The sequence below is a fragment of the Opitutia bacterium genome (assembly GCA_016217545.1).
In the GTDB taxonomy this organism is placed as follows: domain Bacteria; phylum Verrucomicrobiota; class Verrucomicrobiia; order Opitutales; family Opitutaceae; genus Didemnitutus.
This window is the reverse complement of sequence record JACRHT010000002.1, coordinates 182,305-200,500: the sequence shown is the minus strand read 5'-3', so window position 1 is coordinate 200,500 and position 18,196 is coordinate 182,305. Positions and strand designations below refer to the sequence as shown.

Sequence of the window (18,196 nt, the reverse complement as noted above, 5' to 3'; positions counted from 1 at the left end):
CCCGTGAAAACGGAGACGCCCGCTCCCGAGCCGGCGCCCGCGCCGCGCAAGGTGGAGAAAAGGACGGTGGCCGCGGCGGCGTCGCCGACCTCCGCGCCGGCGGTGGCCGCGCCCGCCCCGGATACCGAAGTGCAAGCGCTCGTGAAACGTGGTCGCAGCCAATACCTCGCTGGCGATCCGTCCGCTGCCGCGCAGACCTTCGCGCGCGTGCTGGAGCTGGAGCCGGGCAATGCCGACGCGGAGAACTTCATGCGGCGCATCGCCGCCGACACGGTCGACCGCAACGTCGACCGCACGCAGACCAGCGCGCAGTTGCTCAACGAAGTCGCGCGCGCGTGGCAGCGCCCCGGCGTCTACAAGGAGCCGCCGCCTGGCGCCGCGCTCGGCGACGGCCCGTCGCCGCTGCTCGAGAAGCTCAACAAAATCATCCTCCCGAACGTGAATTTCAGCGGCATGGAGCTCGGCCGCGTCATGACGACGCTCAGCGTCGTTTCCGAGGAGTTCGATCAGAGCGGCACCACGCCGAAGGGCGTGAACATCGTGTTGCTCGACCCGACCGGCGCGAACCCGGTCGTGAACAACATCAATCTCCGCAACCTCTCGCTGAAGCGTGTGCTCGATCTCGTGACGCAGTCCGTCGGCTACCAATACGAGGTGCAGGCCGACGCCGTCATCGTGCGCTCCGGCGGCGAGCAGACGACGCTCGACACGCAGTTTTTCCCCGTATCGCGCTCGACCGTGCTGCGCATGACCGGGCGCGGCGGCGAAGTGAACGGCGGCGGCAGCGATCCGCTCGCAGGCGGTGCGAAGGCGGCGGCCGCGTCTTCCTCGACGAATGTGGAAGGCGAGGGGCAATCGATCCGCAACTTTCTCCAACTCGCCGGCGTGAGTTTCGAAGGCACGCCCGGCAGCACACTCGCGTTCGACGGTTCGCAGCTGATCGTCACGCAGACCGGCCGCAACTTGGAGCGCATTCGCAACATCCTCGCGCGCTACAGCGACGTGCGGCAGGTCGAGATCGAGGCGAAGTTCATGGAAGTGCAGGACGGCGCGCTCGAGGAGCTCGGCGTGAATTGGAGCGTCGCGACAAAAGCTTCGGCGCGACGTGATACAGGGGCAACGGTAGGCACGTATACGACCAGTAATCGCTCCATCGGGCAGGCGTTCACCAACTCTATTGCTGGCACGAGCGGGGCAATCAACCGAGCTGAGACTGCTGGAACAACGCAGACAAACGTGTCCTCTTCTTCGTCTTTTGTCCGAGATCCGACGAACTCGTTCGACATCGAGGGTTCGTCGTCGTCGTCCACCACGACGACAACAACACCGCCGACAACGGCATTGAATGTGCCGATCATCAATAACGCGCCTTCAATTCCAGGAACCAATAACATTGGTATTGGAGCCAATCCTCTGGCGGCCATCACCGGCGTTTTGGGTGAATTCAACGTGAGTGCCGTGATTCGTGCGCTCTCCCAGCGCAGCGGCACGGAGCTGCTCAGCGCGCCGAAGCTCACGGTGCTGTCCGGCAATCCCGCGACGATCACGGTCGCGCAGGAGCTGCGTTACCCGCAGTCGTATGGCCAGGTGCAAAGCCAGGTCGGCACCGGCAGCGCGAGCGGCGGCGGCTCGGCGGGCGTCACGATCACGGCCGGCACGCCGCAGGAATTCACGACGCGCAACATTGGCGTGGAACTGAAGGTGACGCCGACCGTCGAGGAGGACGATTACAGCATCAGTCTCGACCTGAACCCGAAGGTGACGGAGTTCGAGGGCTTCGTCGAATACGGCGGCCAGAGCGTCGCGGTCTCGGGCAGCACGACGGTGACGGTGCCGTCGGGCTTCTATCAGCCGATCTTCGCGGTGCGCGAGTTGACGACGAAGGTGACGATCTGGGACGGCGCGACGCTCGTCATGGGCGGACTCACGCGCGAGGACACGCGCAAGACAAACGACAAGGTGCCGGTGATCGGCAACCTGCCGGTGCTCGGGCGTCTTTTCCGCAGCAACGGCGAGAGCGCGCAGAAGCGCAATCTGCTCATCTTCGTGACAGCGAATCTCGTCAGCCCCGGCGGCTCGCTCAAGAAGCAGGCCGTGCGCGGCGCGCCGGTCGGCACGATTTTCCAGAACCCCACCATCGTCACGCCCGCCGGCGCCGCGGGGCGCGAGGCGAAGAAGTAGCGCAGTCCTATGCGTGGCGCATGGCTTGCACTCTTCTGCTTGTTGGCCTGTTCGGTCGCCTCTGGCGTAACGCAACAACAGCTGACTCAGTTGCGGGCGGAGTTTCCGCCCAAGCGAACGGAGGTTGTCACGGTCTATCTCCGTTCAATCGAGAAGATCGAAGTCAGCGTGCCACACGTCGACGTTTGGTCGAAGTATCGCGGCTGGGTGTTTAGCGCGAGTCCAGCCGGCTTGCCAAAGACTATCGCGCAAATGGAGCGCGCGCTGGTCGAGGACATCCGGATATGGGAGAGCAACGCGCAGACAATGTCCGGCCAGTCGGCGAAAGCGCAGGCGCAGAGGACGGCGGCGTGGCTGGCGGGACCGCTCCGGCAGTATATCGAGCGATTAAAGGCGGCGACACGCTAGAGGTTGAGATTGGGTTTGCCCGGACGCGCGCAGGCGATTGCGTCGGGCGCATGGCGAAATGGCTGCTGCTGGATGGCTACAACCTCGCGTTCCGCGCGTTCTACGGGATGCCGGAGCTGACGCGCGCGGACGGGTTTCCGACGGGCGCGTTGCACGGCTGGGTGAAGAGCATCTGGCGGCTGCAGGATCAGGAGAAGCCGGACTTCACGCTGTGCTTCTTCGATCTCGGCGGCGCGCAGGACCGGCTGGCGCTGCATCCGGAATACAAAGCGAACCGCAAGGAGACGCCGGAACCGCTCGAGAAGCAGATTCCGGTGATCAAGGAGATCACCCGGGCGATGGGCTTGGTCGGCATCGAGCTCGACGGCGTGGAGTCGGACGACTTGCTGGCGTCGCAGGCGCACGTGCTGGCGGCGGCCGGGCACGAGGTGTTGATCGTGAGCGCCGACAAGGATTTCGCGCAGTGCGTGAATGAGCGGATCAAGATCCTGCTGCCTCCGCCGACCGCGAACCCGAAGCTCGGCTGGCGCGTGCTCGACGCGGCCGGGGTGGTGGAGAAGTTTGGCGTGCCGCCGGCGAAGATCGCGGAGTATCTCGCGATCGTCGGCGACGTGTCGGACAACATTCCCGGCATCGACGGCTGCGGACCGAAGACGGCGACGAAGTGGCTGGAGGAGCACGGCTCGCTCGAAGGCCTGATCGCGGCGGCGGCGACGCTGAAGCCGGAACGGTTCCGCGAGCAGGTCGCGGCGCGCGCGGAGGATTTGCGGCGGAACCTGAAGCTGACGACGCTGCGCACGAGTTCGCCGATGCCGTGGGTGGAGCCGGGCGAGCCGGACACCGCGAAGCTGCTTCCGCTGTTCGAATCGATGGAGATGCGCTCGACGCTGGTGGAAGCGCAGAAGCGCTACACGGGGCAGCAGGAGTTGTTCTGAGGGACGGAGGACGGAGAACAGAGGACTGAAGACCGAGGACGGATTATTTCAGCAAAAACGGGGCGGGGTTCTGGATCATCTTGCCGATTCTGGCGCCAACCTCGCGTTTGATCGCGAGGAGCGCGGCGAAATCGGACGACGTGAGGTATCCGTCCCGGTGAGCAGTGATCAACCAGTGTTCGATTTCGTGGTTCTCTGCGTCGGCGTCGGTTAGCTTGCTGACGAAGTGCGCCTCGTAACGGCGCTTTCCCCAAGACTCGGCGATGTTTGCACCAACCGAGCGAGCGGCGCGGCGAATCTGGTCAGTGAGCGAATAGCGTTCTTCGGGCGGCCAGCGCTTGCTCAGGACGAAAATTCTCTCGGCGAGTTCGCTCGACCGCCGATACACGTCCAGCTCGGTGAATTGACGAATGAGCATTGTTCATGGCTGGCCCGTAGATTGGTTTGTTCGCCGTCCTCTATTTTCTGTCCTCCGTCCTCGGTCAGCTCGCCGGTGGCTCGAAGATGTAGCCGATGCCGTGGACGGTCTTGAAGCTGTCGAGCGTGAGGCCGTTCTTCGCGAAGGCGGCGCGGACTTTCACGATGTATTGGTCGAGTGAGCGGCTGCGGACGTCGGCGTGGATACCCCAGACGGAGTGGATGAGCTCCTTGCGCGTGATGACGACGTGGCGATGCGTGTTCAGGTAGGCGAGGATGCCGAGTTCCTTGCGGCCGATCTTGTGCGAGACGTTGTTGGGGAATTCGATTTCGAGGCGGTCGGGGTGGACCTTGGCGCCGAGGAACTCGAAGGGCTGGTCGACCGTCTTGACGTTTTTCGTGAGATTGAAGTCGCCCTTCGACTCGGCGCGACGGAGCACGGCGTGGATGCGTGCGACGAGTTCGGCGTAACTGAAGGGCTTCGTGATGTAGTCGTCGCCGCCCATGTTGAGGCCCTTGACCTTGTCGGCCTCGGCGGCGCTGCCGGTGAGGAAAATCGTGGGGACGTGGATGTCGTGCTGCTTGAGCGTGGAGAGCAGTTCGAAGCCGGTCGTGTCGGGAAGGTTGAGATCGAGGAGGAGCAGGTTGGCGAAATTGCGCTCGAGGAAACGCAGTGCGGGGGCGGCGCGGTCGTAGGGCTGGGTTTGCATGCCCGCGTCCTCGAGGTGCTGGCAGATCAGCGAGCAGAGTTCTTTCTCATCTTCGACGACGACGATCAGGGGGCGGGGAGCGGCGCACATGGTGTGAGGTGACAGGTTGCGGGCCAGTGACTGGGGATGGAGCCGGCGCGGACAGCACCGGCTGGGGAAGCTTTTTACAATTGCGCGATGACTTGTCAAAGCCTTGTTCGTCACGGGGAAAGTTGCGCATTTCCGCGCAGAGTTTACTTGTGTTCCGACGACGCGGGCCGTTGCCTCGCGCGCAATCATCGGCTCACGCCGCCACACGGAATTTTTCGCGATGAAAGTCACGCTGGGTCTGCTCCAACACGCCTGCTCCGCCCATCCGGCGGAGAATCTCAAGAAGACGCTCGCGCTCGCCGAACAGGCGGCGAAGAAGGGCGCGAAGATCATTTGCACCCAGGAGCTGTTCCGCTCGCAGTATTTCTGCCAGGCGGAGAACCACGATTACTTCAAGCTGGCCGAGCCGATCCCCGGGCCGAGCACGGCGGCGTTCCAGAAGATCGCGAAGAAGCATCAGGTCGTGATCGTCGCGTCGCTGTTCGAGAAGCGCGCCAGCGGCCTCTACCACAACACGGCGGTGATCATCGACGCGGACGGCTCGTTGCTCGGCATCTACCGGAAAATGCACATCCCGGACGATCCGCTCTACTACGAGAAGTTCTATTTCACGCCGGGCGACACGGGCTTCAAGGCGTGGCAGACGAAATACGGCAAGATCGGCGTGCTGATTTGCTGGGACCAATGGTATCCGGAAGGCGCGCGCCTCACGGCGATGGCGGGCGCGGAGATACTTTTTTATCCGACGGCGATCGGCTGGCATCCGAAGGAAAAGGCCGAATACGGCGCGAATCAGCACGGCGCGTGGGAAACGATCCAGCGCGCGCACGCGGTCGCGAACGGCTGCTACGTTGCCGCGGTGAATCGCATCGGCACCGAGACCCCCGAGGGCGGCGACGGCATCGAATTCTGGGGCCAGAGTTTCGTGGCCGGCACCAGCGGCCAGATCCTCCAGAAGGCGAGCGTCGATAAGGAGGAAATCATCCTCCAGGAAATCGACCTCGAAAAAGTCGACCTCACGCGCACCCACTGGCCGTTCCTGCGCGACCGCCGCATCGACGCTTACGGCGATCTGACGAAACGTTTCCGCGACTGAACCATACTCAGCGCAGGCGTCCCGCCTGCCGATGAAATGCCGAAGCAGGCGAGGTGCCTGCACTCCCTTTCCGTGGCTGCCAAGAAATCCAAGAAACCAGAATCGAAACCAAAGATCGAGACGCCCGCCTCGCTCGGCTTCCGCATGCCCGCCGAGTGGGAGCCGCAGGAAGCGGTGTGGCTCTCGTGGCCGCATAACTACGACTCGTGGCCGCGGCAGTTCCGCCCGGTGCCGTATGCCTTCGCGCGGTTCGTGACGCAGATCAGCCGGTTCGAGGAGGTGCGCATCAACGCCGCCGAGCGCCTCCACAAGCGTGCCCGCCGCTTCTGCGAAAAGGCCGGCGCGGACCTCTCGCGCGTTACGTTCTACGATCACCCGACGAACGACGCGTGGTGTCGCGACCACGGTCCGATTTTCGTGAAGAACGACGCGACCGGCGAGGTCGCGCTCACCGACTGGACCTACAACGCTTGGGGCGGCAAATACCCGCCGTTCGATCTCGATAACCAGATCCCGCCGAGCATCGGCGCAAAGCTCGGCCTCCGACGCTTCGAGCACGACATGGTTCTCGAAGGCGGCTCGATCGACGTGAACGGGCAGGGCCTCCTCCTCACGAGCGAGCAATGCCTACTGAACAAGAATCGCAACCCGCACCTCTCGCGCACGCAGATCGAGAAAAACCTGAAGGATTTTCTCGGCGTGAAGCAGATTCTCTGGGTCGGCGACGGCATCATTGGCGACGACACCGATGGCCACATCGACGACATCACGCGGTTCTACAAGCCCGACGGACTGATCACCTGCGTCGAGCCGAACGAGAACGACAAGAACCACGCCATCCTCGCCGAGAATCTCGAAAGGTTGAAATCGTTCCGCACGCCGGCCGGCGGCAAGTTCTCGATCGTCGAGCTGCCGATGCCGAAGCCGTTTGCGTTCCAGCGCCGGCGCGTGCCGGCGAGCTACGCGAATTTTCTCATCATCAACGGTGCCGTGCTCGTGCCGACATTCCGGCAGAGCGTGCGCGACGCGCAGGCGCTCGAGATCATCGCGAGTTGCTTCCCCGGACGGCAGACGATCGGCGTCGATTGCTACCACATCATCTGGGGACTCGGCACGCTGCACTGCCTGTCGCAGCAACAGCCGGCGGCCGGCAAGCCCACCGCGCCCGCCTGAGCGCGGCACCGCAGCGCGGCTCAGCTGTCCTTTTCCGACTCCATGAAAACTCCGCTCGCTCTCGTTCTCTTTGCGTTGCTCGGTTTGCTCGCCGGTTGCGAGTCGCTCGAGTCGCGTGTCCGCGACCGTTTCGCCGAGGTGCCGCCGAAGACTCAGGTCGTCGACGGTGAATCGCGCGCGGTTTACTACGCCGCGCAGGCGGCGTTCAAGCGCCTCGATTTCAACCTCACACGCTCGTCCGTCGCCGACCTCCGCGTCGAGGCGGCGAGCCGGATCAACACCAGCGTCGCTTTCGCCGACTCGCGTCAGCTCGTCGCGCAGATGACGATTGCGTCCGTCGGTCCCGCGCAGTCCGAGGTCAGCATGCGCCTGACCGAGCAGGTGGAGGCGCAGGGCCTCGGCGGACCGAACGAGCGGCCGCTGCGTGAGCACGGTTTCTACGAGACCTATTTCGCTGTCTTGCAGCAGGTTTTGGCCGAGCAAAAGACCGCGCCGGTCGACCGGAAAAACTAGATTTTTCCGCTTGCGGGGCAGGGGAGCTTTCGGGACTTTCGTCCCCTTTCGCGGCGTTCTTCGTCACAGCCGGTGCTGCCGCGGCACTCCCACCGGCCTTTGCCAGAAACAATCAACCCACGGATCCGCAAGGATCCACCGCCTGGAAGGCGTGCGGCGTCGGAGTGCGACGTGCGTCTTCGGCACACAGTCAAATGAGTTCGTTAATGGAACAGCTGCTCGAGCAATCCTCCTTCGACAAGTTGAAGGAAGGCACGATGGTCCCGGGCACGATCACGGAAATCCGCGCCAACGAAGTTATCGTCGATATCGGCGGCAAAGCCGAAGGCGCCATCCCGGCCAATGAATTCTTCGACCTCGGCGAGCTGCAAGTCGGCTCCTCGATCGAAGTCCTCCTCGAGAAACTCGAGGACAAGGAGGGCAATCCCGTCCTCTCCTACGAAAAGGCTCAGCAGAAGAAGAACTGGGAAAACATCCTCACGCGCTGCAACGAAGGCTCCATCGTCTCGGGCCGCGTGAAGGGCAAGGTCAAGGGCGGCCTCCTCGTCTCCATCGGCGTGGATTCCTTCCTCCCGGCCTCGCACATCGACATCCAGCCGCCGAAGAACCTCGATCAGTATCTCGGCCAGACCTACGACTTCAAGGTCCTCAAGATTAACCACGAGCGGAAGAACATCGTTCTCTCCCGCCGCGAGCTCATCGAAGAGCAGCGCCACAACAAGCGCCGCGAGCTCCTCGAGAAGCTCCAGCCCGGCCAGATCCGCAAGGGCGTCGTCAAGAACATCACCGACTTCGGCGCGTTCATCGACCTCGACGGCATGGACGGCCTGCTCCACATCACCGACATGTCCTGGGGCCGCATCGGTCACCCGTCCGAAATGCTCAAGCAGGGCGAGGAGATCGAGGTCATGGTCATCGACATCAACCGCGAGAAGGAGCGTGTCTCCCTCGGCCTCAAGCAGACCAAGAACAACCCGTGGGACAACATCGACCACAAGTTCCCGGTCGGCGCCAAGGTCCGCGGCAAGGTCGTCAACCTCGTCCCCTACGGCGCGTTCATCGAACTCGAGCCGGGCGTCGAAGGCCTCGTCCACATCACCGAGATGTCCTGGACCAAGCGCATCACCAAGCCCTCCGAACTGCTCAAGGTCGGTCAGGAACTCGATGCGGTCGTCCTCGGCATCCAGAAGGAAGAGCAGAAAATCTCGCTCGGCCTCCGCCAGCTCGAGCCCAACCCGTGGGACATGGTCCGCCACAACTACCCGGTGGGCGCTCGCGTCCGCGGCAAGGTGCGCAACATGACCACCTACGGCGCCTTCATCGAACTCGAAGAAGGCATCGACGGCATGGTGCACGTCTCCGACATGAGCTGGACCCGCAAGGTCAACCACCCGTCGGAAGTCCTCAAGAAGGGCGACGAAGTCGACGCCATCGTGCTCGACGTCGATCCGAACCAGCAGCGCATCAGCCTCGGCATGAAGCAGCTGATGACCGATCCGTGGACCGACATCGATGCGCACTTCCGCATCGGCGACGTCGTCCAGGGCACCGTCTCGAAGATCGCCAACTTCGGCGCCTTCGTGGAGCTCAAGGACGGCATCGACGGCATGGTGCACATCTCGCAGATCAAGGAAGACCGCGTCGAGAAGGTGAAGGACGAGCTCAAGCCCGGTCAGCAGGTCACCGCGCGCGTCGTGAAGATCGACCGCGAAGGCCGCCGCATCGGCCTCTCGATCAAGGCCGCCAACTACTCGGCCGAACAGCTCGCGCAGGAGACCGCTTCCTACGAGCAGTTCACCAAGCAGAGCAGCGGTTCCGACCTCACGAACCTCGGCGACATCTTCGACGAGGCCGCGAAGAAGGAATAAGCTCTCGCCAACCTGTAGCCGGGCTCGCCGAGCCCGGCCACAAGCGAAACACTCTCAAGGCGCCCGCAGCAACGCGGGCGCCTTTTTCTTTTCTGGGCCGACGAACCGCCCGAGCGAACGAGATTCGCTTCGCCGCCTCATCGTTTCCCGTCAGGCGCGGGCTTACGTCGCGCGTGGCGCTGCGGATGCGCCTTTGTCGCGCGCAGGAAATTTCCCGGCCTGGTTGCGTCCGCATGCTCCGGCGCGGCGTTTTCATCCCTGACGCCCGGCTGTGATTTGCGGTGCTGCGGACCGGTCGGCGCGTCGTCCAATCGCATCCCCCTATGACAACACGCTTCAGAATCCTCGGCCTGCTCGCGCTCGGCGCGCTGGTGTTCGGCTCCGCCCGGGCCCAAGTCTCGGTGCAGGCCAACGTCACCAACAACGGTCCCGCGTATCACTACGAATACACGGTCAACAACCAGACCGGCTCCGATCTGTCCTCGGTCACTCTCGCTGGCCTGCCCGCCGCCCAGTGGCTCTGGCGCGATCACAAGGACGACGTCGCCCTGTTGATCACCGACGCGATGATGCCGGGTCGGATCAATGGCGTGCAACTGGGAGAGCAGTTGAGTGCCGGGCGACTCGGGCTGCGCGTGATTTACTGCAGCGGTTATTCACGCGATTTGGTTGCCAGCAACTACCAGCTCGCTCCGGGCGGCCTATCTGGCGAAACCGTTCCATGCGGACGAACTGCGCGGACGCGTGCGGCGTTTGCTCGACCAGCGGTAGGGCGGATTCCGCGCAGGGGAGGCGCGAGCGATTGAGGACCGCAAACGAAAAGGCGCCCGGCATTCGGGCGCCTTGGTGGTGAGTCGTAACCGACAGGGATCAGTCGTTGGTCTTGCCGTTGCGCGCGAGGTAGTCGCGGATGGTCTGGGCGCGTTCCTCGGCGCGGGTTTCCTGATCGATCTCGTCGACCGTCCGCTGCTTGTCGTGCTTCGCCATATGGCGGCGGATCTTCGAGAGCGCGAGATACTCGAGCTGGCGGATACGCTCGCGGGTGACTTTGAATTTCTTGCCGACTTCCTCCAGGGTCAGCTCGTCTTTTCCGTCGAGGCCGAAGCGGAGTTTGATGATCTCGGCCTCGCGCGGATCGAGGGAGTTGACCATGGCGCGGAGATCTTCGTGGAGGTTGCGCTCACCGAGATCGGCATCGGGGGCGATCGTGCTCTCGTCGCCGACGAGGTCGCCGAGCGTGGCGGAATCGCTGTCCTCGCCGACCGGCGCATCGAGCGAGGCCGGGCGGACGCTGACGGTCTTGAGCAGGGCGATCTTGTTGATCGGCATCTGCATCTCGTAAGCGATCTCCTCGTTCGTCGGCTCGCGGCCGAACTCGTCCGTGAGAGCCGCGATCGTGCGGCGCATGCGGGCGATCTTGTCGACGAGGTGAACGGGGAGGCGGATGGTCTTGGACTGGTTGGCCAAGGCGCGCTTCATCGACTGCTTGATCCACCACGCGGCGTAGGTGGAGAGCTTGCCGCCCTTGGCGGGGTCGAAGCGCTCGACGGCCTTGATGAGGCCGAGATTGCCTTCGGAAATGAGGTCCATGAGCGGGAGGCCCATTTCCTTGTAGTCGTAGGCGATCTTCACGACGAGGCGGAGGTTCGCCTTGATCATGTGGTCGCGGGCCGCCTTGTCGCCGCGCTTGATGCGGGCGGCGAGCTTGATCTCCTCCTCGATGGTAAGGAGCGGCGTCTGGCGAATCTCGTTGAGATAGAGCTGGAGATTCGAGCGCTCATCGCGGCGATCGACGGGCGAGGCCTTGTCGAACTCGGACTGGGCCGCGGTCGGGGCCGGTTTGATTTCGGGACGGACCGTCAGACCTTCGTCGACGGACGGAATGGAAACAGTCTGGACGCGCGCGGAGGCGGTTTGTTCGACAGCCGGCGCAGCGTGGTGAAGCTTTTTGCGATTGGGCATGGCGTGGATAGATTGAGACACGGTGGTCATTTCAACCGATGTCCTGCACATTAGATGCCGGACCCCGCGTGGAAATTCCCAGTGTCGCTGTTTGACCCGAAATACGGGTGTCTGTGCCGCTTGGACGCGTCGCGGCTAGATTTTCTCGGCCAATGCGATGGCTTTGAAGAGGGCCGAGGCCTTGTTGATCGTCTCCTGATATTCGGCCGCAGGCACCGAATCGGCCACGAGCCCGGCTCCCGTTTGGACGTGAACTCTACCATCCTTAAGCAATGCCGTGCGCAGAGTTATGCAGGAATCCAGATTACCGTTGTAGCTGAAATACCCGAGCGCGCCGGCGTAAGTGCCACGTTGGGTGCCCTCGAATTGGGCGATCAGCTGCATGGCTCGGACCTTGGGGGCGCCGCTGACGGTGCCGGCCGGGAAAGTTGCCCGCATGAGGTCGAAAGCGGAACGTTCTGGCGCAAGTTGTCCCTCCACCTGTGACACGATGTGCATCACGTGGGAGTAGCGCTCGATGGTCATGAATTCGGGCACCTTCACGCTGCCGTAACTGCAAACGCGGCCAAAGTCGTTGCGCGCGAGGTCGACCAGCATCAGGTGCTCGGCCTTTTCCTTTTCATCGGCGAGCAGGTCCTTTTCGAGCGCGACGTCTTCGTCGGGGGTCTTGCCGCGCGGACGGGTGCCGGCGATTGGGCGGATTTCCGCGTGCCGTCCCGTGAGGCGCACGTGCACTTCGGGCGAGGCGCCAACGAGCGAGAACTCGCCCGTCTCCAGGATGAACATGTAGGGCGAGGGATTGACCGTCCGCAGTGCGCGGTAGAGATCGAGCGGGGTCTTGGCGAAGTCGCGCGTGAAGCGCTGCGAAAGGACGATCTGAAAGATATCGCCGGCGCGGATGAACTCCTTCGAGTCCTCGACCATTTTCTCAAAGCTGGCTTTCGAATGATTGCCGGGAGGAACAGCGATGCCGTCGACCTCGCCCAGTTCGGCCGGAGCGATCGGGCAGGGGGCCCGCAGGACCGTGCGTAGGCGGTCGATCTCCGCCACGGCGGCATCGTAGGCGGCACCCGCGTCGGCGGTGATGTGGGCGTTGACGATCAAGCGCAGCGTCTGGCGCGCGCGGTCGAACACCACGAGCGAGTCGCAGAGCATGAACCACATCATCGGCACGCCGAGGTCGTCGCGAGCGGCGAGCGGCACTGTGCGTTCGACGCCGTGGATGAATTCGTAGCCGAGGTAACCGACCGCGCCGCCGGTGAAGGGCGGCAGTCCGGGCAATTCGACGGGACGGTATTGCTTCATCTCGCGCTCGAGTTGCTGCAACGGGTCGCCGTCGCCGGCTTGCGCCGAGATGATCTTGCGCGGGTTGCAGCCGACGAAGCTGTAGCGCGAGAGGTGCTCGCCGCCTTCGACGGATTCGAGGAGGAACGCCGGGCCCCTCGTGCGGAGCTTGGCGAACGCCGAGACTGGAGTCTCGAGATCCGCGAGCAATTCGGCGGTAACCGGGATGACGTTGCCGCGCTGGCTGAGCGCGAGGAATTCGGAGCGGGAAGGGGCGACGCGCATCACTTCACTCGACGGTAACGGATTTCGCCAGGTTGCGGGGCTTGTCGACATCGCGGCCGAGTTCGACGGCGATGTAATAGCTGAGCAGTTGGACGGGGATGGTGGCGACGATCGGCAGGACAGCCTCGTGGCACTCCGGAATCGGGATGACTTCGTCCGCGAGCCCGTCGGGCAATTTGCAACCGTCGGTGCAGACCGCGATGACCTTTCCCTTGCGCGCTTTGATCTCCTGCATCGAGGACAAGACCTTGTTGAACATCTCGCCGCTCGAGACGAAGAAGACGGACGGACACTGCTCGCTGATGAGAGCGATCGGGCCGTGTTTCATTTCCGCGGCCGGATAGCCCTCGGCGTGGATGTAGGAAATCTCCTTCAGCTTCAGCGCGCCTTCGAGCGCGATGGGGAAGAGCGACAGGCGGCCGAGGAAGAGCATGTCGTGGTAATGCGCGTAGCGCTTCGCGATGCCGCGGATGTGATCCGCCTGCTTGAGTGCGGTCCGCACGAGGTCGGGCGCGCTCTTGAGCGCCTGGACGATCTGCGCGCCGTCGCTGAAGCTCATGTCGCGCATGCGGCCGATGTAGAGCGCGAGCATCGCGCCGATGAGCAATTGGGAGGTGAAGGCCTTCGTCGAGGCGACGCCCACCTCGGGGCCGACGTGCTGGTAGATGCCGCCGTCCGCCTCGCGCGCGATGGTGGAGCCGACGACGTTGTTAATCGCGAGCACCTTGTAGCCCTTGCGCTTCGCCTCGCGCATCGCGGCGAGCGTGTCGATGGTCTCGCCCGACTGGCTCATCGTGAAAAAGAGCGTCGCGGGATCGAGCGGGGAGTTGCGGTAGCGGAATTCCGACGCGTAGTCGCACTCGACGGGCACGCGGGCGAAACGTTCGATCTGGTGCTCGGTCACCATGCAGGCGTGCAGCGCGGTGCCGCAGGCGAGGAATTGGAAACGCTCGTAGTTGCGCAGCTCGCTCGCGGTGATGTTGAGGCCGCCGAATTGGGCCGTGCTGCCGTCCTCGGAGAAGCGTCCGCGCATCGTGTTTTCGAGGGCGGTGGGCTGCTCGAAAATCTCCTTCTCCATGAAATGCGAGTAGCCGTTAAGCTCGGCGTCGGAGATCGACCAAGTGACCTTGTCGATGACCGGCGAGACGTCACCGGCGTCGAGGGTCGTGATGGCGAAGTTCTTCGGCGTGAGGTGGGCGATCTCGCCGTCCTTGAGGTAGACGACGTTCTGCGTGCGGCTGACGATCGCCGCGACGTCGCTCGCGACCAGGCTCTCGCCGTCGCCGATGCCGAGGATCAGCGGCGAGCCCTTGCGGGCCGTGACGAGTTCACCAGGGACGTCGACCGCCATGACCACGATGCCGTAAGTGCCTTCGGCGTGACGAAGCGTCTTGCGCACGGCGGTGACGAAGCGGCTTTCGGTCGGGTCGGTGGGGACCGGCTCCTTCGCGTAGTGGTAGGCGATGGCGTTGCAGAGGACCTCGGTGTCAGTCTCGGATTTGAAAGTGAAGCCGCGGCTGGCGAGGAATTTTTTGATCGAGGAGTAGTTTTCGATGACGCCGTTGTGGATCAGCGCGATCTTGCCGTCGCTGCTGAGGTGCGGGTGCGCGTTGGCGTCGGTGACGCCGCCGTGGGTCGCCCAGCGCGTGTGGCCCATGCCGTAGGTTCCGGTAAGCTTGAGCTTCGCCGCCTCGGGTTCGAGTCCCGCAACGCGGCCGATTTTTTTCGCGATGGAGAACCCTCCGTTTTGCCACACCGCGACGCCGGCAGAGTCGTAGCCTCGATACTCGAGGCGCTTCAGCCCCTCGAGGATGAGCGGGGCTGCTTTGTTTTTTCCGACGTATCCAACGATGCCACACATAAGGGTTTAAATTGTCTGGCGATTTGAGAAGTGCCCGGAATGATACGCAAGGCCTTTAGCTTTACCATGTCTGACTCCAAACGGGTTTTGTCCGTCATCATGGGCGGCGGTCGCGGCACGCGGCTGTTTCCCCTCACGAAGGAACGTTGCAAGCCGGCGGTGCCGCTGGCCGGAAAGTATCGCCTCGTCGATATCCCGATCAGCAACTGCATCAATTCCGGCTACAATCGCATCTTCCTGCTCACGCAGTTTCTGACCGCGTCGCTGCACCGGCACATTCAGAAGAGCTTTCACTTCGATGCGTTCAACGGCGGCTTCGTGGACATCCTGTCCGCCGAGCAGACGGAGAAGAGCAACGCGTGGTATGAGGGCACCGCCGACGCCGTGCGCCGCAACATCGTTCACTTCAACAGCCACCGGCACGAATACATCCTCATCCTCTCCGGCGACCAGCTCTACCGGATGGATTTCGCGAAGATCGTGCAGCAGCACATCGAGACGAAGGCCGACGTCACGATCGCCGCGATCCCGTTCGCGACCTCGAAGGTCGAGGGCCTCGGCCTCATGCGTGTGGCGGACGATCTCACGATCTCCGAGTTCGTCGAAAAGCCCAAGGATCCCGCGATCATCAACGGCCTCGCGATGAGCGACGCGCTCGAGGCGCGCCTCGGCACGAACAAGACCGGCGAGAAGCGCTGCCTTGCGTCGATGGGCATCTACGTGTTCAGCCGCGACGTGCTCTCGCGCGCGCTCGACAACACGATGAAGGATTTCGGCAAGGAGGTCATCCCGACCCTGCTCGGGAAGGCCAAGCTCTGCAGCTACATCTTCGAGGGCTACTGGGAGGACATCGGCACGGTGCGCGCGTTCTTCGAGGCCAACCTCGCGCTCGCGCAGCCGCTCCCGCCGTTCAACTTCTTCGATCGCAACGCCCCCATCTACACGCACGCGCGCTACCTGCCGGCGTCCAAGATCAACCATTGCGACATCGATCACGTCGTCATCGGCGACGGTTGCATCGTCACCGATTCGCGGCTGCGCCATTGCTTGATCGGCATCCGCTCGATCCTCGGTGAAAACTCCGATTTGCAGGACGTCGTGATGATGGGCGCCGACTACTATCAGACCGATGTGGAGCAGGAGGCCGACCGCAAGGCGGGCCGCCCGCACTTCGGCGTCGGGCGCAACTGCAAGATCCGGCGCAGCATCATCGATAAGAACGCGCGCATCGGCGACAACGTCACGCTCTCTCCCGACGGCAAGCCGGACGGCGAGTATCCGCACGGCATCGTGATTCGCGATGGCGTGCTCTGCGTGGTGAAGGGCGGCATCGTGCCGTCCAATTTCACGCTCTGAGCTAGCCGGGCTCCGCGAATTCTCCGAAGGCGCGCCGATTGGCGCGCCTTTTTGCTTACTTCGCGGACGTCGCGGGTCGCCGAGTAAGCGCGATGAGAGCGAGGCCGGCGACGATCAGGAAGAACGAGTAGAACGTGCCGCGGCTCAGGCCGAGGATCAGCGCGGCGTCGGGCTCGCGGAAGAGTTCGCAGAACATCCGCACCAGCGCGTAGGCGACCAGGAACTCGCCCGCCAGCCGCCCCGGTTCGCGACGCACGACGTCGGTTTGCCAGAATCGCCACTGCGCGAACGCGAACAGCAGCAATCCCTCGGTCGCAGCTTCGTAGAGCTGCGAAGGATGGCGCGGCAGGATCAGGTGCGCCGGCATGCCGGGCTCGGCGCTGTGCGGGAAGATCACCGCCCACGGCACGCGGCTCGGCTTGCCCCAGAGTTCGCCGTTGATGAAGTTGGCCACGCGGCCGAGGAACAGGCCGACGGGGGCCGTGCTGACGACGAGATCACCCAGGTGGAGGAAAGGGACCTTCCTTCGGCGCGCGTAGAAGGCGAGCGCGAGCGCGATGCCGAGGAACGCGCCGTGACTCGCCATGCCGCCCTCCCACACCCGGAGCAGAGCGAGCGGATCGTGCGCGAAGATGTGCGGTTGATAGAGCACGAAGTATCCGAGTCGCCCCCCGAGGATCGTGCCGACGACGACGGCGAGCACGAGGTCCATCGCGTCGTCGAAGTTCAGCGGCGTCCGCCCCGCTTGATGATATTTGCGGAGCAGCCAGCCGCACGCGACGAAACCGAGCAGATAAGCGAGGCCGTAGTAGCGGATGCCGAAGTTGTCGCCGAAGCGGATGAGAAACGGGCTGAGGTCGTGAACCCAGAAGGCGAGTAGTGACACGGGCGGGAAATTCTGAGGGCGGAAAACGGTGAAAATTAACGGAAGTGCTGACGGACTACGATTTGCCTGGCGTTTCGCCGCGGCGCGGGCGGGTGAGCTTCTGCGACTTGGCGCGGGCGAGTTCGCGCATGTCGACGGCGACGTCGTCCTTCTCGAAGATCTCTTTGCCGAGGATGTGTTCCATGATGTCCTCCATGGTGAGCACGCCGGTGGTCGCGCCGAATTCGTCGACCACGACGGCGATCTGCTGATGCGTCTTGAGGAACTGCTGTAGCGCTTGGGCGACCGTCACGGTTTCGGGGACGAACTGCACCTCCTGCATGAGCTTCTCGACGAGCTCGAAATCCTGGTCGTTGGCCTTCGCTTTCAGAAGGTCGCGGCGTCGCACCAAGCCGACCACGTCATCGAGGTTCTTGCCGTAAACAGGAATGCGGGCGAACGGCACGTTCGGGTATTCGCGGAAGACTTCGCCCACGGTGGAATTGCGCGGCAGCGCCGTCACCACGATGCGTGGCGTCATGATTTCCTCGACCCGCACGTCGTCGAGCGAAAGGGCGTTCGTGATGATGCTCGATTCACTGCGCGAAAGGGTGCCTTCCTGCGCACCCTTTTCGGCGAGCAGGATGATCTCGCGGTCGGCCTGTTGATGCAGCGCCTTCTTGCCGACCACGATCTTCACGACCTGCTTGCAGAGCCAGGTGATCGGCCGCAGCACCCGCGTCATCCAGAGCAGCGGATAGACGATGTGCGGCTGCAGGGCAGGGCGGTGGACGACGCCGAGGTTCTTCGGGATGACTTCGGAGAGGATGAGGATGCCGAGCGTCATGCCGCCCGAGATGAAGCCCAGCGAGGCATGGCCGAACAGATCCGCGCCGAGCGCGCCGACGATGACGGAGCCCAGGGTGTGCGCCATCGTGTTGAGCGTGAGGATGGATGAGATCGTCTCTTCCATGTTCGTGCGAAATCCCTCCAGCAACGCCCCGCGCGCGGGCTTGGCGCGCTTCAGCGCTTCGACCTCGGCGGTGGTGGTGCTGAGCACGAGCGCTTCCAGCAACGAGCACCAGAAGGAGATGCCGAGCGTGAACAGGACCGCGAAGACGAAGCCGAACATGGCGCCAAGGTGGGCTGCGGCCGGGGGGCACACAATTTCTTTTAGCCGGGGTTGTGGGCC

The 18,196-nt window shown here is 63.6% G+C and carries 16 protein-coding genes; 9 read left to right on the top strand and 7 right to left on the bottom strand.

Going from position 1 to position 18,196, the window contains the following annotated elements; translation table 11 throughout:
• Positions 1 to 249 precede the first annotated feature (249 nt).
• The 3 genes from HZA32_00935 to HZA32_00925 are packed head-to-tail and all read left to right on the top strand — an operon-like array spanning position 250 to position 3,524.
• Positions 250 to 2,181: a type II and III secretion system protein gene (locus HZA32_00935; protein ID MBI5422618.1), complete on the top strand. Its 1,932-nt coding sequence runs from the start codon at positions 250 to 252 to the stop codon at positions 2,179 to 2,181.
• A gap of 42 nt (positions 2,182 to 2,223) precedes the next feature.
• Positions 2,224 to 2,589: a hypothetical protein gene (locus tag HZA32_00930; protein MBI5422617.1), complete on the top strand. Its 366-nt coding sequence runs from the start codon at positions 2,224 to 2,226 to the stop codon at positions 2,587 to 2,589.
• Between the two features lie 50 nt (positions 2,590 to 2,639).
• Entirely contained in the window at positions 2,640 to 3,524 is an 885-nt protein-coding gene (locus tag HZA32_00925; GenBank protein ID MBI5422616.1) for a 5'-3' exonuclease, read from the top strand.
• Between the two features lie 43 nt (positions 3,525 to 3,567).
• Here the strand turns inward: HZA32_00925 and HZA32_00920 are convergent, their stop codons facing one another.
• Positions 3,568 to 3,942 carry a four helix bundle protein gene (locus HZA32_00920; protein MBI5422615.1) on the bottom strand — a complete coding sequence of 125 codons (375 nt, stop codon included), beginning with the start codon at positions 3,940 to 3,942 and terminating at the stop codon, positions 3,568 to 3,570.
• Between the two features lie 64 nt (positions 3,943 to 4,006).
• Positions 4,007 to 4,741 carry a response regulator transcription factor gene (locus HZA32_00915; protein MBI5422614.1) on the bottom strand — a complete coding sequence of 245 codons (735 nt, stop codon included), beginning with the start codon at positions 4,739 to 4,741 and terminating at the stop codon, positions 4,007 to 4,009.
• 220 nt (positions 4,742 to 4,961) lie between these two features.
• Here HZA32_00915 and HZA32_00910 point away from each other — a divergent pair, with 220 nt between their 5' ends.
• From HZA32_00910 to HZA32_00890, 5 genes are all read left to right on the top strand, one after another.
• A complete protein-coding gene (locus tag HZA32_00910) occupies positions 4,962 to 5,837 on the top strand; it encodes a carbon-nitrogen hydrolase (protein MBI5422613.1) in 876 nt (291 codons plus the stop codon).
• Between the two features lie 144 nt (positions 5,838 to 5,981).
• Positions 5,982 to 7,010, top strand: a complete 1,029-nt coding sequence (locus tag HZA32_00905) for an agmatine deiminase family protein (protein ID MBI5422612.1) — start codon at positions 5,982 to 5,984, stop codon at positions 7,008 to 7,010.
• Positions 7,011 to 7,052: 42 nt separating this feature from the next.
• On the top strand, positions 7,053 to 7,523 hold the full coding sequence (locus HZA32_00900; GenBank protein ID MBI5422611.1) for a hypothetical protein: 471 nt from the start codon (positions 7,053 to 7,055) through the stop codon (positions 7,521 to 7,523).
• Between the two features lie 194 nt (positions 7,524 to 7,717).
• Entirely contained in the window at positions 7,718 to 9,391 is a 1,674-nt protein-coding gene (gene rpsA, locus HZA32_00895; protein ID MBI5422610.1) for a 30S ribosomal protein S1, read from the top strand.
• Between the two features lie 323 nt (positions 9,392 to 9,714).
• Positions 9,715 to 10,197 carry a hypothetical protein gene (locus tag HZA32_00890; GenBank protein ID MBI5422609.1) on the top strand — a complete coding sequence of 161 codons (483 nt, stop codon included), beginning with the start codon at positions 9,715 to 9,717 and terminating at the stop codon, positions 10,195 to 10,197.
• A gap of 64 nt (positions 10,198 to 10,261) precedes the next feature.
• On the opposite strand, the gene HZA32_00885 is transcribed toward HZA32_00890, so the two are convergent.
• The 3 genes from HZA32_00885 to glmS all read right to left on the bottom strand — a co-directional run bounded on the left by HZA32_00885 (position 10,262) and on the right by glmS (position 14,783).
• Entirely contained in the window at positions 10,262 to 11,353 is a 1,092-nt protein-coding gene (locus HZA32_00885; GenBank protein ID MBI5422608.1) for an RNA polymerase sigma factor RpoD/SigA, read from the bottom strand.
• A gap of 135 nt (positions 11,354 to 11,488) precedes the next feature.
• Positions 11,489 to 12,922, bottom strand: a complete 1,434-nt coding sequence (gene trpE / locus HZA32_00880) for an anthranilate synthase component I (GenBank protein ID MBI5422607.1) — start codon at positions 12,920 to 12,922, stop codon at positions 11,489 to 11,491.
• Between the two features lie 4 nt (positions 12,923 to 12,926).
• Complete coding sequence (gene glmS / locus HZA32_00875) at positions 12,927 to 14,783, bottom strand: glutamine--fructose-6-phosphate transaminase (isomerizing) (GenBank protein MBI5422606.1); 1,857 nt, start codon at positions 14,781 to 14,783, stop codon at positions 12,927 to 12,929.
• Between the two features lie 66 nt (positions 14,784 to 14,849).
• On the opposite strand from glmS, the gene HZA32_00870 reads away from it, so the two are divergent.
• The gene (locus HZA32_00870; protein ID MBI5422605.1) at positions 14,850 to 16,139 is read left to right on the top strand and encodes a glucose-1-phosphate adenylyltransferase; all 1,290 of its coding nucleotides are present in this window, start codon (positions 14,850 to 14,852) and stop codon (positions 16,137 to 16,139) included.
• Positions 16,140 to 16,194: 55 nt separating this feature from the next.
• Here HZA32_00870 and lgt read toward each other — a convergent pair whose 3' ends face one another.
• Together lgt and HZA32_00860 are read right to left on the bottom strand one after the other, a co-directional pair.
• Complete coding sequence (lgt, locus tag HZA32_00865; protein MBI5422604.1) at positions 16,195 to 17,025, bottom strand: prolipoprotein diacylglyceryl transferase; 831 nt, start codon at positions 17,023 to 17,025, stop codon at positions 16,195 to 16,197.
• Positions 17,026 to 17,080: 55 nt separating this feature from the next.
• Positions 17,081 to 18,136, bottom strand: a complete 1,056-nt coding sequence (locus HZA32_00860) for an HlyC/CorC family transporter (protein ID MBI5422603.1) — start codon at positions 18,134 to 18,136, stop codon at positions 17,081 to 17,083.
• Between the last annotated feature and the right edge of the window lie 60 nt (positions 18,137 to 18,196).